Here is a 14,814-nt window from a genome sequence, read left to right as displayed (position 1 = left end):
GACTGCTAATTCGCCTGAGAAGCGCCGACCTATGGCACAGGCGAAGATAGGGTGAGCGCCACCCTAAGTCAGCCTTTCCTCAGGCGATGGTGACGTCCTTCGACAGATACACGTCCTGAATGGCGTTGAGCAGCTCGACACCTTCCTTGAACGGCTTCTGGAACGCCTTGCGTCCGGAAATCAATCCCATGCCACCGGCACGCTTGTTGATGACCGCGGTACGCACGGCTTCTCCGAGATCGGAATGGCCCTTGGAACCGCCACCCGAGTTGATCAGCCCGGCACGGCCCATGAAGCAGTTCGCCACCTGATAGCGGGCCAGATCGACCGGATGATCGGTGGTCAGCTCATCGTAGACCTTGTCGTGGGTGTGCCCGAAGCCGACCGCCTTGTAGCCGCCGTTGTTCTCAGGCAGCTTCTGCTTGACGATATCCGCCTTGATGGTCGCGGCCATGTGGATGGCCTGGCCGGTGAGATCCGAGGCGACGTGGTAGTCCTTGCCCTCCTTCTTGAATTCGGGATTGCGCAGATACGACCACAGCACGGTGACCATGCCCAACTGGTGCGCGCGCTCGAAGGCCTCGCTGATTTCGGTGATCTGGCGACGGCTTTCCGGCGAGCCGTAATAGATGGTTGCACCCACCGCCACACAGCCCATGTCATGCGCCTGCTCGACCTGGGCGAACAGCGTCTGGTCGTAGATCGCCGGGTAGGTCAACGTCTCGTTGTGGTTGAGCTTGACCATCATCGGGATCTTGTGGGCATAGCGGCGCGCCACGGACGACAGCACGCCCAACGTGGACGCCACGCAGTTGCAGCCGCCTTCGATGGCCAGTTCGACGATGTTCTTGGGATCGAAATACATCGGGTTGGGCGCAAACGAGGCCCCAGCAGAGTGTTCGATACCCTGATCCACCGGCAGCATGCCCACGTAGCCGGTCCCTGCCAGCCGTCCATGATTGAACAGGCTCTGCATGTTACGCAGCACGTGGGGGCTGCGGTCGCTGTCCGCCATGACCCGGTCGATGAAATCCGGCCCCGGCAGGTACAGATCCTCTTTCTTGAACCCGCTACAGGTATGGTTGAGCAGGCTGTCGGCTTCCTCGCCCAATAACTTGGCTATGTCGGTCATGGGTCTCGCTCCTTGTCCTTGAATGATGCATGCTTCCCGCAACGATCAGTGGCCCTGGCCACCCCCCGGGTAAAGATAAACGACGACGTCCGTCACTTCACGTCCGGCTTCGCTTGTCCCGCCCTCTCAACGGCAGTGGAAACTGTCACTGCGTTATTCGCGACGCTCCCGGGCCGGGTTATCTTACCAGCCGATGGTCCCTGGTTCCTGCTGTTCAGGCGCTTTCCGTCAGCGTTTAAGACATTATCAGGCGCTAGCACCAAATCCCACATCCCCGAGTCGCTTTGCTATCATGGCGGCTCGCCTTGGCTTCGTTAACTCCGGACTCCGACCTCATGCCCCTGCTGCGCGGTTTTCTGTGGCTGATCGCCTTTCAATTGTTGGGAGAAACCCTGGTGTGGCTGTTCGTCCTGCCGGTCAGCGCCAGCGTGGTCGGCCTGCTGTTACTGACGGCCTGGCTGATGTGGCGCGGGCGGGTCAGCGACGACCTCACCGCCGCCAGCCAGCCGTTGATCACCTTTCTCACCATGCTGATCATGCCCGGCGTGGTGGGGGTATTCTTCATGGGCGATCTGCTCCGTGCCGAATGGCTGCCGATCAGCGGCGCCTTGATCGGCGGCACGCTGCTCAGCGTAATAACCACCTTGCTGCTGCTGAAGACATTCACCGGAGAGTCGCGTGACTGATTTTCCAACGCGCTGGTACGCCCTGCCCGAGCATCTCATGGCAACACCGATGCCGGCCATCGGCCTGACATTGGCGACCTTTCTGATCGGCATGCGCCTGTTTCAGAGTATGGGCCGCCCCACCTGGTGTCCGCCAGTGCTGATCGCCAGCGTCCTGCTCGCCATCAGCCTGGCCGTGGTCGGCATTGATATCGCCGACTACCAGCACGGTGCCGCCTGGCTGATGCTGCTGCTGGGTCCGGCTACCGTGGCGCTAGGGGTACCGCTCTACCAGCAGATTCACCATGTGCGGGCGATGTGGAAACCCATCCTCATCTGTCTGCCGCTGGCGGCGAGCCTGGCCGCGCTCTATGCCGTGGTCATCACCTGGGCGCTGGGCGGCTCCCACACCATTATCGCCTCGCTGGCGCCCAAGTCGGTCACCGCCCCGATTGCAATGGGCATCACCGAGCAGATCGGCGGCTCGGTGGGACTGCTGCTGGGGGCGCTGTTGGCGACCGGCGTGTTGACGACCCTGTTCGTCGGCGTGCTGGTCCGCTACCTCTGCATCCGCGACGAGCGCGTCATCGGCTTCGCCCTGGGCCTCAATGGCCACGCCATCGGCACGGTGCGTGCCTTTGAGATCAGCCCACTGGCGGGCGCCTTCGCCTCGCTGGGTATGAGCCTGACCGGCATCTTCACCGCCATCGTCCTGCCTGCCGTCTGGCGGCTGTGGGCGTAAGCGAGCCGCGGCGGACAGAAAGCCTGCGCCATTCCATCAACGCGAGAATCGTCGGTCTCGCACCCCAACCGTTTTCCATCGCAATAGGGTGGGGCGCAGACGGTCTTCAGAAGTGACCCAGGAGGACAGGATGGCTCACGATACTCTGGTGCTGGGCGCTGGCATGGTCGGTGTCGGCGTGGCTTACTCACTGGCGCGACGCGGCCGCAGCGTATGCCTGGTGGACCGTAGCGCCCCCGGACGCGAAACCTCGTTCGGCAATGCAGGCATCATCCAGCGCGAGGCGGTAGCGCCGCATGCCTTTCCGCGAGAGATGGCCACGTTGTGGCGTATGCTGGGTAACCGCGGCGTGGATATCCGCTATACCCCGGCCGGCGTCCTTCATGCCGCCAAGGCCCTGCTGGGCTACTGGCATCATTCCGCCCCGAGCGCCTATGCCCGTATCGTGCCCGAGTACGCCTCGCTGATTGCGCTGTCGATCGACGCCCATGCGCAGATGATCGAAGCCGCCGGCGCCGAGGCGCTGGTTCACCGCGAAGGCTGGATGGAAGTGTTTCGCACCCCGGCGGCATTGGCGCGGCGAGAAGCCGAGGCGCACGAGTATCGGCACCGCTTCGGTGTCGGCTTCGAGGCGCTGGATACCCGCGCCCTGCGCCGTCGTGAGCCGGATCTTGCGGCGTCCGCCATCGGCGCGGTGCATTGGCAGGACCCATGGACCGTGGCTGACCCCGGCGCCCTGGTCGCTGCCTATGCCGGCGCCTTCGAAGCCGAGGGCGGCGAGGTCATGCGCGCCACGGTTCAGTCGCTTGAGCGCCACGGCAGCGGCTGGCGGGTCACGACCGACCAAGGCCCGCTCGAAGCATCGGAAGTGGTCTTGGCCCTGGGCCCCTGGGCCGACGTATGGCTCAAGCGGCTGGGCTATCGCTTGCCGCTGTTCGTCAAGCGTGGCTATCACATGCACTACACCGCCCAGGGCGAAGCCCGGCTGCATCACTGCCTGCTGGATGCCGAGACCGGCTATCTGCTCGCACCGATGCGCGCCGGAATTCGCCTGACCACCGGGGCAGAGCTGGCCCCACGCGATGCCCCGGCCAGCTATCGACAGCTCGAAGCGGCGGAAGCCGCGGCACGCAGGCTGTTTCCGCTGGGCGAACGTCTCGAGGCCACGCCCTGGAAAGGAGCCCGCCCGTGCACGCCGGACATGAAACCGGTAATCGGCCCCGCACCGCACCATCCTGGACTGTGGTTCGCCTTCGGCCATGCCCACCAGGGCTTCACACTGGGCCCCGCCACCGGTCAACTGCTGGCGGCAATGATGCACGGCGAGACGCCGGCCATCGACATGGCGCCGTTTCGCGCCGAGCGATTCTTACGCACGTGAACACATCATTGTCTTCCTGAACGCTCCGGCCTGCTCGTCGTCGTCAACGTACGCCCCGTACGATAGGCGCATGCCCAGCGCAGGCCGCTGGCGCTATGCTTAGCGAACGATTCAGATGCCATCGGCCGGCACGTAAAGCGCCGACCAGAGCGGCCCATGACAAGGAAGACTTTCATGAACGATACGCAGTCCCGCACCCCATTATCCGCGGTTCTCAACGACCTCGTGCCCAACGCAGACGGGTTTTCGGCCTCGGTACCCACGGACTGGCTGCAAGGGCGGGCCATTTACGGCGGTCTGTCGGCCGCGCTGTGTCTCGATGCAACGCTTAAGGCCTTCGAAACCTTGCCACCACTGCGCTCGGCACAGCTGTCGTTTGTCGGTCCGGCGTCGAGCGACGTCGAACTCAAGCCGATGCTGGTCCGCCAAGGCAAATCGACGGCCTTCGTCACCACCGATCTGATCAGCGAAGGCAAGCTGGCAACACGCGCCACCTTTTGTTTCGGCGCAGCGCGCGACTCCTCCCTCTCGACGCTCGGATTGCCGGCTCCCGAGGTCAACGCCCCGGAGGCATGCGAGCCATTCTTCGAAAAGAGCCGGATGACGCCGAATTTCGCTCAGCATTTCAACAGCCGTTACGCCGCCGGCAACCTGCCGATCACCGGTGCCGATCACGGCGATATCACCGCCTGGCTGCAACACAAGGACGGCATCGTCACGCCAGCCATCGTGGGCCTGGTGGCGCTGGCCGACGCCCTGCCTCCGGCCGCCATGAGTCTGTTCACCCAGCCGGCGCCGGTCAGTTCCATGACCTGGATGTTCGACGTGCTGTCCGACACGCTGCAAACCGAGGACGGTTGGTGGCTGTCACGCAGTGTGGCCGAGGCCACCCGCGACGGCTATTCGAGCCAGGCCATGCAGGTTTGGAATCGCCGCGGCGAACCGGTCATCGTGGGACGCCAGAACGTCGCGGTGTTTGCCTGAGCGGTGCTTGGTCAATGGGCCACAATCTGCGCTAGAATCCTCGCTTCACCCATTGTCGAGCCTGCCTCATGGCCTATCGCATCGCCATCAACGGTTACGGTCGCATCGGCCAGAGCGTGCTGCGCGCCTTGGTCGAGAAGACCGAACAGCGCGGGGAACTGCCGTTTGAAGTGGTGGCGATCAACGAACTCTCCGACCTGGCCACCATCGCCTATCTGACCCGCTACGACACCACTCACGGACGCTTTCCCGGCCAGGTGGAGACCCGCGATGGGCAGCTGATTGTCAACGGCCAGGCGATCAGCGTGCTCTCCGAGCCCGATCCGGACCGGCTGCCGTGGCGCTCGCTGGACATCGATCTGGTGCTGGAGTGTTCGGGCAGCTTCAAGGACCGCACCACCGCCGAGCGCCACCTGGCCGCCGGCGCCAAACGGCTGCTGTTCTCCCAGCCTGCCGAGAGCGATGTCGACGCCACCATCGTCTGCGGCATCAACGACGCCCAGCTCACGCCCGAGATGCGCATCGTTTCCACCGCTTCTTGCACCACCAACTGCCTGGTGCCGGTGCTCACCGTGCTCGACGAGGCGCTGGGCCTGGAACATGGCGTCACCACCACCATCCACTCGGCGATGAACGACCAGCCGGTGATCGACGCCTACCATAAAACCGACCTGCGCCTGACGCGGTCGGCCATGCAGTCGATCATTCCCGTGGATACCGGACTCGCGCGCGGCATCGAGCGGCTGATGCCACACCTGGCCGGACGCTTCGAGTGCCTGCACGTGCGCGTGCCGACCATCAACGTCTCGGCCATGGACATGGCGCTATCGGTACGCAGCGCCACCAGCGCCGCCGAGGTCAACGCCCTATTGTATGACGCCAGTCGAACCCGCCTCGCCGCTCGGTTAGGCTACACTGAAGAGCCCATGGCCTCGGTCGATTTCAACCACGACCCGCGCTCGGGTATCGTGGACGCCACCCAGACCCGCGTGGCAGGGGGGCATCTGATCAAGCTGCTGTGCTGGTTCGATAACGAGTGGGGCTTCGCCAACCGCATGCTCGACGTCGCCGAACATTGGCTGGTACCGGACATGCGGCAGGCCGCGGCCCCAGACAAGAGTCAATTCCCGGAGAAGTGAGGAACACGCTCCATGAACGTACGCACGATGAACGACCTGGATCTCGCCGGCAAGCGGGTGCTGATCCGTGAAGATCTCAACGTTCCGGTCAAGGATGGCCGCGTCACCAGCGACGCGCGTATCCGCGCCAGCCTGGCAACCATCGAGGCCGCCCGCGACGCCGGCGCCAAGGTACTGCTGATGAGCCATCTCGGTCGCCCCACCGAGGGCGAGCCCGCTGCGGAATTCTCCCTGGCCCCGGTCGCCAGGCATCTTGGCGAGCTGCTGGGCCAGGAAGTAAGGCTGGTCAGCGACTATCTCGACAGCCCGGTCGATCTCGACGCCGGGGAGGTGGTGCTGCTCGAGAATGTGCGCTTCAACCAGGGCGAGAAGAAGGACGACGAGGCCCTGTCGCGCGCTTACGCCGATCTCTGCGACGTGTTCGTGATGGACGCCTTCGGCACCGCCCACCGCGCCCAGGCCTCCACGCATGGCGTGGCCCGTTATGCGCCCACCGCCTGCGCCGGCCCGCTGCTCGCCCAGGAGCTCGAGGCGCTGGAGAAAGCGCTGGCCACACCCAAGCGCCCCATGCTCGCCATCGTCGGTGGCTCGAAGGTATCCACCAAGCTCGACGTGCTCAACGCTCTGTCCGAGAAGTGCGATCAGCTGATCGTCGGCGGCGGCATCGCTAATACCTTCATCGCCGCAGCCGGTTACAACGTCGGCAAGTCCCTGCACGAAGCCGACCTGATCGACCAGGCCAAGAGCCTGATGGCCAAGGTCGAGATCCCGCTGCCCACCGATGTCGTCGTGGCCACGGAGTTCTCCGAGTCCGCCGATGCCGTGGCCAAGCCGGTCGATCAGGTGCAGGATGACGAGATGATCCTGGATATCGGCCCGGACACGGCCAAACGCTTCGCCGCGTTGCTCGAAAATGCCGGCACCATCCTGTGGAACGGTCCGGTCGGCGTGTTCGAGATCGACCAGTTCGGCAAGGGCACCGAGGTGCTCTCCCATGCCATCGCCGCGAGCCCGGCTTTCTCCATCGCCGGTGGCGGCGACACTCTGGCCGCTATCGACAAGTATGGCATCGAGGACAAGGTCTCCTACATTTCCACCGGCGGCGGCGCCTTCCTCGAGTATGTGGAAGGCAAGACGCTCCCCGCCGTCGCGGCGCTGGAAGACGCCGCCAAATAAGCCGAGCTTTATGGCACTATAGCGACGCCCCCACGCCCAACCGGGCGCGGGGGCGTCGTATTATCAGTCATTGAACAGGTAAATCATGGCCCTGATCAGCATGCGCCAGTTGCTCGACCACGCCGCCGAGTACGGCTACGGCGTGCCGGCATTCAACGTCAACAATCTCGAACAGATGCGCGCCATCATGGAAGCCGCCGACGCCACCGACTCCCCGGTCATCGTCCAGGCCTCTGCCGGTGCCCGCAAATACGCCGGCGCGCCTTTCCTGCGCCACCTGATCCTCGCCGCGGTCGAGGAATTCCCGCACATCCCGGTGGTCATGCATCAGGATCACGGCACCAGCCCCGCGGTGTGCCAGCGCTCCATCCAGCTCGGCTTCTCCTCGGTGATGATGGACGGCTCGCTGGGCGAGGATGGCAAGACGCCGACCGACTACGCCTACAACGTCGACGTGACCCGACGCACCGTCGAGATGGCCCACGCTTGTGGCGTCTCCGTGGAGGGCGAACTGGGCTGTCTGGGCTCGCTCGAGACTGGCATGGCCGGCGAGGAGGACGGCATCGGCGCCGCGGGCAAGCTCTCGCACGAGCAGATGCTGACCGATCCCGAAGAAGCCGCCGAGTTTGTCAAGGCGACCCACGTCGATGCGCTGGCCATCGCCATCGGTACCAGCCATGGCGCCTACAAGTTCACCCAGCCGCCTACCGGCGACACCCTGTCGATCGCGCGCATCAAGGCGATCCACGCGCGCATTCCCAACACCCACTTGGTAATGCACGGCTCCTCCTCGGTGCCCCAGGAGTGGCTGGAAGTGATCAATGAGTTCGGCGGCACGATTCCCGAAACCTACGGCGTACCGGTCGAGGAGATCATCGAAGGCATCCGGCACGGGGTACGCAAGGTCAATATCGACACCGACCTGCGCCTGGCCTCCACCGGTGCCATTCGCCGCTTCCTGGCGCAGAACCCGGCCGAATTCGATCCGCGCAAGTATCTCAAGGAATCGGTCAGTGCGATGCGCGATCTGTGTATTGCCCGCTACGAGGCCTTCGGTACCGCCGGTAACGCCAGCCGCATCACGCCGCTCAGCCTGGACGCGATGTTCGAGCGCTACGCGCGCGGCGAACTGGACCCGCAGGTGAACTGAGTTTCTAGCGCTAACTCTTTGAAACGGCCTTTCCTATCGGGAGGCCGTCTTTTGCCGCTATCCTTCTGTTTCTTGCGAGCCGACTCAGGAGGGGTCAGTGACAGGCGCTTTATGGATTATTGCTGCCGCCTTCCTATGGGGCGTGGCTGGCGGCCTGGCCGGTCTTTCCCAGAGTGTAGTGATCCACTACGCCACGAGCTTTCAGTTGATCAGGTAGATCACTCACATCATGGTCTATGCTCGGGAGACATCGCCAAGCTTCATGAGAGGTCACCATGCCAGATGCCTCGACGTTCGCCGCCAGCCGTGTTGCCGCATTTCCACCATCGATTGGGAACCGTCCACCGGAGGAGGAGACGTCACCTCTTCGTCCCGAGGAGGAGCCCGTGCAGCCGCCGCATCCCGGTGACGATCCCGATCGCCGGCCCGATCCGCCTGACGAGGATCCTCAGCCGACCCAACCTCCGCGCCCCGACAACGATCCCGACAAGAAGCCTCCCGAGGAGGCACCATTTCCCAAGCCACCGCTTCCACCGGGGTGAGCCTGGTCGGGGCACTGCCATCCGGCGCGCCCTATCTATCCATGGCTTCCGACCGATGGTGCATGAAGCCGCCTAACGGCTGCGCTCCAGTACCAGTAGCGGGTCGATGCGCACATCGAGCCAGTTCATGCCCCAGTGCAGATGCGGCCCCGTGGCACGCCCGGTCGCCCCGACCGCACCGATGACCTCGCCCTGCTTGACATGATCACCGATCTTCACGTCGAGCCTTGAGAGGTGCAGGAAATTGGAACTGATGCCGAAGCCGTGATCGAGCAGCAGCGTGCCGCCGGTGAGATAGAGATCGGGATCGGCAAAGGTCACCACGCCATCCGCCGGAGCCTTGACCGGAGTCCCCTTGGGCACGGCGATGTCCATGCCCGAATGGGCCGAACCCGGCGTGCCGTTGTAGACGCGCTGATTGCCGAAGCGTCCGCTGATGCGTCCTTCCACCGGCCAGATGAAATACTGGGCGAAACCGACCCGGTCGTCGTCGCGTGTGCGGGCCTCGCTGACCCGGGCCTGTTCACGGCGGATCCGCTCGGCGATTTCGGGAGGCGGCGATACCGTCCTGGGCGGCACGCCATTGATGCGCTCGATCGGCCAGTCGCGCGGTGCGACGGCAATGGATGCGGTCTGCGTCGCCCCGCCGGGAGGTGTCACCTGTACCGTCCGATGCCCCGAGGCATCCCGGGCCACGCCGAACACCACCGTGCCGTAATCCGTCACGCGCAGTTGCCGCCCGCTGTATTCGACCCGGCTTCCCGGCGGCACCTTGCCGATCACCATGGCGCCTTGTTGTACGCTTTCGGGAAATATGACGCGCGCATCATCCGCTGTTGCAGGCGCGACCATGACGGCCAGGAGCATAAGAGCCCCAAGGAGGGTACTCATCAACACAAATGGCCCCAACCGCAGGGGGCGGGTGGAAATTGATCTGAACCTCATGACCGAGCATCCTTGTCGGGAATCGATCCCCAGACTGTACTGCAGTGCAGCCTCGCATGCATGTTGCTCTACGGCTGCGTGGCGTGGCGCTCGGGTGCGCCTTGTGTCTGCCCGTACCCTTACCTACATTAAAAGTCGCAACAGCGGCTGATTGATGCAATCCGGCCTTTTAAGTGCATGGAGGCTTGAACAGACAAGGAGCGTAATATGTTGAAATTTCTCGCCAGTACCGCAGGCATCATCTTTCTCATCGGTCTGATCGTGGTCATCGGTCTGTTGATGCTGATCTTCTAAGGACTGCCCAGCGCCCCCGCAGCCATGCCCTCGACGGATTCAACCGTCACGGTGTTTCTTCACTGGCGCATCGGCCATCGACGGGCAACGTGTCACTTCTCCCTCAGCCTCGTCGTCGCGGGGGCGGTTGGCCATTTCGGCGCGTAGCGCCCGAACTTCCTCAGTCAGAATCGTCAGTTGACCATGGAGATGGCGGATCATTTCGCGATCCGCCTTGTGCTGGCGCGACTCTTGGTTGCCTTGATCGTGCACGAACAGCGAACTCACGTAGGCGGCGAAGCTGCCGAACAGTCCCACCCCGCCTATCATCAGCAACGCGGCGACCAGACGCCCCAGCGATGTGACCGGATAGTAGTCACCGTAGCCGACCGTGGTGATGGTGACGAAGGCCCACCATAACGCCTCCTCGGCGGTATCGATGGAGCTTTCGGGATTGGGCCCCTCGACCAGCAGCATGGTCAGTGCGCCGAAGGCCACCAGCAGGATGGTCATCGTGGCTACCGAGGCGAATATGCCCTTGGCGCGATTACGGAACAATATCCGCCAGACCATGTTGAAGGACTTCAATGCCCGCAGCAGGCGAATCACCTGGACGACACGAAAGGCGCGCCCGCCCAGCAGCAGCCCGGCGGGGATACTCGCCAGCAGATCGATCCAGCCCCAGCGCATGAAGCGCCACTTATCCTTCGCCGCACGAAAGCGGATGCAGAAATCGGTGAAGAAGAACACGCAGACGATCACGTCCATGTAATAGAGCAGTTGCGACACTTCGGGCGAGAGATTGAAAAAGGTGTCGGCGATCAGTGCGCCCAGGACGTAGAAGGACAACACCAGAATGAACAGCTGAAACGGCGTAATGCGGTCTTCCATCGGCAGCCTGTCATCAAGGTCAACGGCGTTATGACCATACGCCAAGCGCACAAATAGAGGAAGCGGCCGATCCGTTCAGCCTCGCATCATTCGCTCAAGGCGATCCAGCAGACGCATGGTGGGCAGACAGCCGCCGAAAGAGGCCTCGGGACTGCGCCCCTGACGGATCGCGGCGATAAACTCGCTGTCCTGTTGCACGAACCCTTGGCCCTGCAGGGTAATGGGGACGTTTTCGTGATCCCTGAGCTCATCGCGAAAGGCATGCAGGGTGGCCTCTTCCCCGATGTAGCGGTAGAACCCGCCGAACGGCCCGCGATTGTTGAACGACAGCGCCAGGGTGGCGAGCACGCCGCTGCGCGAACGCAGACCAATATTCATGTCCATGGCAATGTCCAGCTCGGGATGCCGGGGCCCGGCAGCGCCCCACACGTCGAGGTCGAAATCGTCGAGCAGCCAAGCGAACAGATCCACCGTGTGGCAGGCGTGATGCCACAGCAGATGGTCCGTCCAGCTGCGCGGCTTGCCGTGCATATTGAGATTCTCGCGGCGCAGGAAGTAGGTTTCGGCGACGAGATGCTGAAGATGGAATTCGCCGGTCTGCAGGCGACGCTTGAGTTCGCGGTGCGGGGCGTTGAAGCGCCGGGTGTGGGCAACCATGCAGACCCGGTCCGAGCCCTCGGCCAGCGCGGTGAGACGCTCGGCATCCTCCAGATTCAGACTCATGGGAATCTCGGCAAGCACATGCTTGCCGGCCACGATCGCCTGCTCGGCCTGACGGGCATGCAGCGGACTCGGCGAGGCCAGGATCACCGCATCGATATCCTCGCGCGCGAGACAGGCTGCATAATCCAGCGACGTTTCGGCGATCTCCCACTGCCGGGCGAACTCGCGGGCATCCGCCTCGACACCGCCGGCAACACAGGCGACCTCGACGTTCTCGAGCGTCCTCAGTGCTTGCATGTGAATGCCGGCAATGGCGCCTTCGCCCACCATCAGGATGCGTAGGGTGTCGTCGTGGTTCATGGATCACTTTTCCTTATAAGCAGTGATATTTTATGCGTTGGCCGGAACATAGACTGTATCGAAACACCGCAGGCCGAACCCATGTTGCTCATTGACGGTATTCACCCAGGCTTCCATAACTACACGCTGGGCACGGTCTTGCCCGCTATCCTGATTAAAAAGCCGGACGGTCATCGTGGCACACGACATTCATCCACTCGATGGGTCGAGTTGCATATTGATCACTTGGCGCTGGGTAAACTCCTCTAGTCCTTCTTGCCCATACTCGGTGCCGATACCGGATTGCTTGGCACCGCTGAAGGGAATCTCGGCCTGTAAGTTTAAGTGCCGGTTGACCCATACCGTCCCTGCCTCAAACCGCTGAGCGAGGGCATAAGCACGATCAAGATCCTGCCCCCACACGGTGCCGCCCAGCCCCCACTGGCTGTCGTTGATCTGCGCAAGGGCCTCCTCGACATCACGATAGGAAAGCACAGGTAAAATAGGGCCGAATTGCTCTTCGCTCACCAAGGGTGAACTATCGTCGATATCTCGCACGATCGTGGGCGGTACGAAATACCCGGGGCCCTCAGGCAGCTCGCCTCCGGCGATGACATTGCCATCGCGCTTGGCAATGTCGAGATAACCTTTTACCTTCTCATATTGCGTTTGGTTCTGGATCGGCCCCATTTGCGAGGCGGGGTCCCGCCCATCACCCACCACCATGGCCTTGGCATGTCGTGCGAGCGCCTCACACACCTCGTTATAGAGCGACTCGTGGACATACGCCCGCTTGATCGCTAAACAGATCTGGCCACAATTAAGCGTCGCGCCACGTAGCAAGTGTTCCGCCACGTCCGCTGGGTCGCAATCCTCCAGCACTAACGCGGCGTCGTTACCCCCGAGCTCCAGCGTCAACCGTTTCAACGTACTCGCGGCACTTTCCATCACCCTCCGTCCCGTCTCGGTGGACCCCGTAAAGGCAATCTTGGCGATGCCCGGATGACGGGTCATTACAGCGCCCAAATCGTTGTCATCGGCGATGATATTAACCACCCCTGGTGGGAACAGTGTGGCGCAGATCTCGCCTACCAGAAGGGTGGTCAACGGCGTCGTCGGCGCGGGCTTGGCCACGACGGTATTACCCGCGAGCAAGGCCGGGGCAAGCTTGATGGCCAACAGAATGAGCGGCATGTTCCAAGGGGTGATCGCCCCCACGACTCCAAGCGGGACGCGATGTTGCACGATGCGCTCGGCGTCATCCTCCTTAAGCACCTTCGGCGGTAAATCCAGCATCGCGATATAGCGGATATAGCCAGCGGTACCCGCGATTTCTCCCTTGGCATCCCCCAAGGGTTTCCCCTGCTCCTGCGTTAACACCAGTGCAATTTCATCGCTGCGTTCCTCCAGCGAATCCGCCAAACGCCCCAATATCTCAGCCCGTTCAGCCAGGGGACGGCCCGCCCACGCAGGAAACGCCTTCCGTGCCGACGACACCGCATTATCGAGTATCGACTCATCCGCTTGAGGACATTGTGCAAAAGTTTCCCCGGTGGCCGGATTGATAACGCCCCGAGTGGTATAACCGTCAATCAATTCTCCATTGACAAGTAGCTTATATACTTGCATGGCGCACTCCCAATCAACACTATTAATCAATGCCACGCTGCCACTGGCTCAGCGATTCTTTTCCGCTTTTATAAAGATGAGCATTACGGCTGCAATTAGCGACCCACACACCATCAAAAGGGCCACATCTTGCAAAGCGACTCCACTTTCAAACGTTATTCCGGCCATAATCGAGGAAAGCACTTAAGCGGGAAGCGTTAAGGTAGAACTGGGAGTGCTCATTATAGCGCCTTGTGCCCTGACCACTAACACCATTCCAATCTCAAAAAATTTACAAATTGATCAACATTAGACTTGGGTGCAATAGCCAAACAACTATTAACTATTAAACATTACATAACTGACTCCCCTCGTTAAAAAGGGAGTCAGCTCAATACTGTTGTAATTAAGCCGCGCCCAACAATCCGTGCGGGTCGAGGACAAACTTGCTGGCCACACCGGAGTCGAACTGCTGATAACCCTGGGGAGCGTCCTCCAGGGAGATCACCTGGGCATTGACGATCTCGGCAATGTTGAGTCGTCCGTGCAGGATCGCCTGCATCAGCTGTCGGTTGTACTGCACCACCGGCGTCTGTCCGGTATGGAAGGAGTGGGCCTTGGCCCAGCCCAGTCCGAAGCGCAGGCTCAGATTGCCGCTCTGGGCCGCCTTCTCGGTGGCGCCGGGGTCCTCGGTGACGTACAGCCCGGGAATACCGATCGATCCCGCCTCGCGGGTCACTTCCATCATCTGGTTCAAGACCACGGCGGGCTGCTCCTTGCCGCCATGACCCACCGCCTCGAAGCCGACCGCATCGATGGCGCTGTCCACCTGGGGCTCGCCGACGATCGCCGCGATCATTTCGCCGAGCCGATCGTGCTGGCTGAGATCCACTGGCTCGAATCCCATCTTGCGGGCATGTTCCAGGCGCTGCGGGTTGAAATCACCGATCATGACCACGGCGGCGCCCAGCAGGCGGGCCGAAGCCGCTGCCGCCAGTCCCACCGGACCGGCGCCGGCCACGTAGACCGTCGAGCCTACGCCGACCTTGGCATTGAGTGCACCATGAAAGCCGGTGGGCAGAATGTCGCTGAGCATGGTCAGGTCGCGAATCTGGGCCATGGCCTGATCGCGATCGGGAAACTTGAGCAGGTTGAAGTCGGCGTACGGCACCATGACGTAGTGA

15 protein-coding genes are annotated in these 14,814 nt (G+C 62.5%); 9 read left to right on the top strand and 6 right to left on the bottom strand.

The window, feature by feature from the left end; genetic code table 11:
• Positions 1–79: 79 nt before the first annotated feature.
• Positions 80–1,132: a class I fructose-bisphosphate aldolase gene (locus ACW4DH_RS18050; protein ID WP_459637790.1), complete on the bottom strand. Its 1,053-nt coding sequence runs from the start codon at positions 1,130–1,132 to the stop codon at positions 80–82.
• Between the two features lie 335 nt (positions 1,133–1,467).
• Here ACW4DH_RS18050 and ACW4DH_RS18045 point away from each other — a divergent pair, with 335 nt between their 5' ends.
• The 8 genes from ACW4DH_RS18045 (at position 1,468) to ACW4DH_RS18010 (ending at position 8,911) form a co-directional block, all read left to right on the top strand.
• Positions 1,468–1,818, top strand: coding sequence for a CidA/LrgA family protein (locus tag ACW4DH_RS18045; protein WP_459637789.1), 351 nt, complete (start codon positions 1,468–1,470; stop codon positions 1,816–1,818).
• A 37-nt stretch (positions 1,819–1,855) separates the two neighbouring features.
• Positions 1,856–2,539: an LrgB family protein gene (locus ACW4DH_RS18040; RefSeq protein WP_459637835.1), complete on the top strand. Its 684-nt coding sequence runs from the start codon at positions 1,856–1,858 to the stop codon at positions 2,537–2,539.
• Positions 2,540–2,669: 130 nt separating this feature from the next.
• Positions 2,670–3,920 (top strand): NAD(P)/FAD-dependent oxidoreductase, encoded by a 1,251-nt coding sequence (locus tag ACW4DH_RS18035; RefSeq protein WP_459637788.1) that lies wholly within the window; start codon positions 2,670–2,672, stop codon positions 3,918–3,920.
• 174 nt (positions 3,921–4,094) lie between these two features.
• Positions 4,095–4,904 (top strand): thioesterase family protein, encoded by an 810-nt coding sequence (locus ACW4DH_RS18030; protein ID WP_459637787.1) that lies wholly within the window; start codon positions 4,095–4,097, stop codon positions 4,902–4,904.
• Positions 4,905–4,972: 68 nt separating this feature from the next.
• The gene (locus tag ACW4DH_RS18025) at positions 4,973–6,043 is read left to right on the top strand and encodes a type I glyceraldehyde-3-phosphate dehydrogenase (RefSeq protein ID WP_459637786.1); all 1,071 of its coding nucleotides are present in this window, start codon (positions 4,973–4,975) and stop codon (positions 6,041–6,043) included.
• 12 nt (positions 6,044–6,055) lie between these two features.
• The gene (locus ACW4DH_RS18020) at positions 6,056–7,219 is read left to right on the top strand and encodes a phosphoglycerate kinase (protein ID WP_459637785.1); all 1,164 of its coding nucleotides are present in this window, start codon (positions 6,056–6,058) and stop codon (positions 7,217–7,219) included.
• Between the two features lie 85 nt (positions 7,220–7,304).
• The gene (fba, locus tag ACW4DH_RS18015) at positions 7,305–8,369 is read left to right on the top strand and encodes a class II fructose-bisphosphate aldolase (RefSeq protein WP_459637784.1); all 1,065 of its coding nucleotides are present in this window, start codon (positions 7,305–7,307) and stop codon (positions 8,367–8,369) included.
• 275 nt (positions 8,370–8,644) lie between these two features.
• Positions 8,645–8,911, top strand: coding sequence for a hypothetical protein (locus ACW4DH_RS18010; protein WP_459637783.1), 267 nt, complete (start codon positions 8,645–8,647; stop codon positions 8,909–8,911).
• Between the two features lie 72 nt (positions 8,912–8,983).
• On the opposite strand, the gene ACW4DH_RS18005 is transcribed toward ACW4DH_RS18010, so the two are convergent.
• Positions 8,984–9,778, bottom strand: a complete 795-nt coding sequence (locus ACW4DH_RS18005; RefSeq protein WP_459637782.1) for a M23 family metallopeptidase — start codon at positions 9,776–9,778, stop codon at positions 8,984–8,986.
• 285 nt (positions 9,779–10,063) lie between these two features.
• Between ACW4DH_RS18005 and ACW4DH_RS18000 the strand changes: the two genes are divergently transcribed.
• Positions 10,064–10,150: a small membrane protein YohP gene (locus ACW4DH_RS18000; protein ID WP_459637834.1), complete on the top strand. Its 87-nt coding sequence runs from the start codon at positions 10,064–10,066 to the stop codon at positions 10,148–10,150.
• A 39-nt stretch (positions 10,151–10,189) separates the two neighbouring features.
• Here ACW4DH_RS18000 and ACW4DH_RS17995 read toward each other — a convergent pair whose 3' ends face one another.
• The 4 genes from ACW4DH_RS17995 to ACW4DH_RS17980 form a co-directional block, all read right to left on the bottom strand.
• Entirely contained in the window at positions 10,190–11,020 is an 831-nt protein-coding gene (locus ACW4DH_RS17995; protein ID WP_459637781.1) for an ion transporter, read from the bottom strand.
• A gap of 75 nt (positions 11,021–11,095) precedes the next feature.
• Positions 11,096–12,043 (bottom strand): Gfo/Idh/MocA family oxidoreductase, encoded by a 948-nt coding sequence (locus ACW4DH_RS17990; RefSeq protein ID WP_459637780.1) that lies wholly within the window; start codon positions 12,041–12,043, stop codon positions 11,096–11,098.
• Positions 12,044–12,232: 189 nt separating this feature from the next.
• Positions 12,233–13,651 carry an aldehyde dehydrogenase family protein gene (locus ACW4DH_RS17985; RefSeq protein ID WP_459637779.1) on the bottom strand — a complete coding sequence of 473 codons (1,419 nt, stop codon included), beginning with the start codon at positions 13,649–13,651 and terminating at the stop codon, positions 12,233–12,235.
• A gap of 385 nt (positions 13,652–14,036) precedes the next feature.
• A partial coding sequence (locus ACW4DH_RS17980) for a zinc-binding dehydrogenase (RefSeq protein WP_459634295.1) occupies positions 14,037–14,814 on the bottom strand: 778 nt, incomplete at its 5' end.

The organism is Halomonas sp. WWR20 (assembly GCF_054602495.1).
The sequence above is the reverse complement of the archived record's forward strand: the minus strand, read 5'-3'. Positions and strand labels throughout refer to the sequence as shown.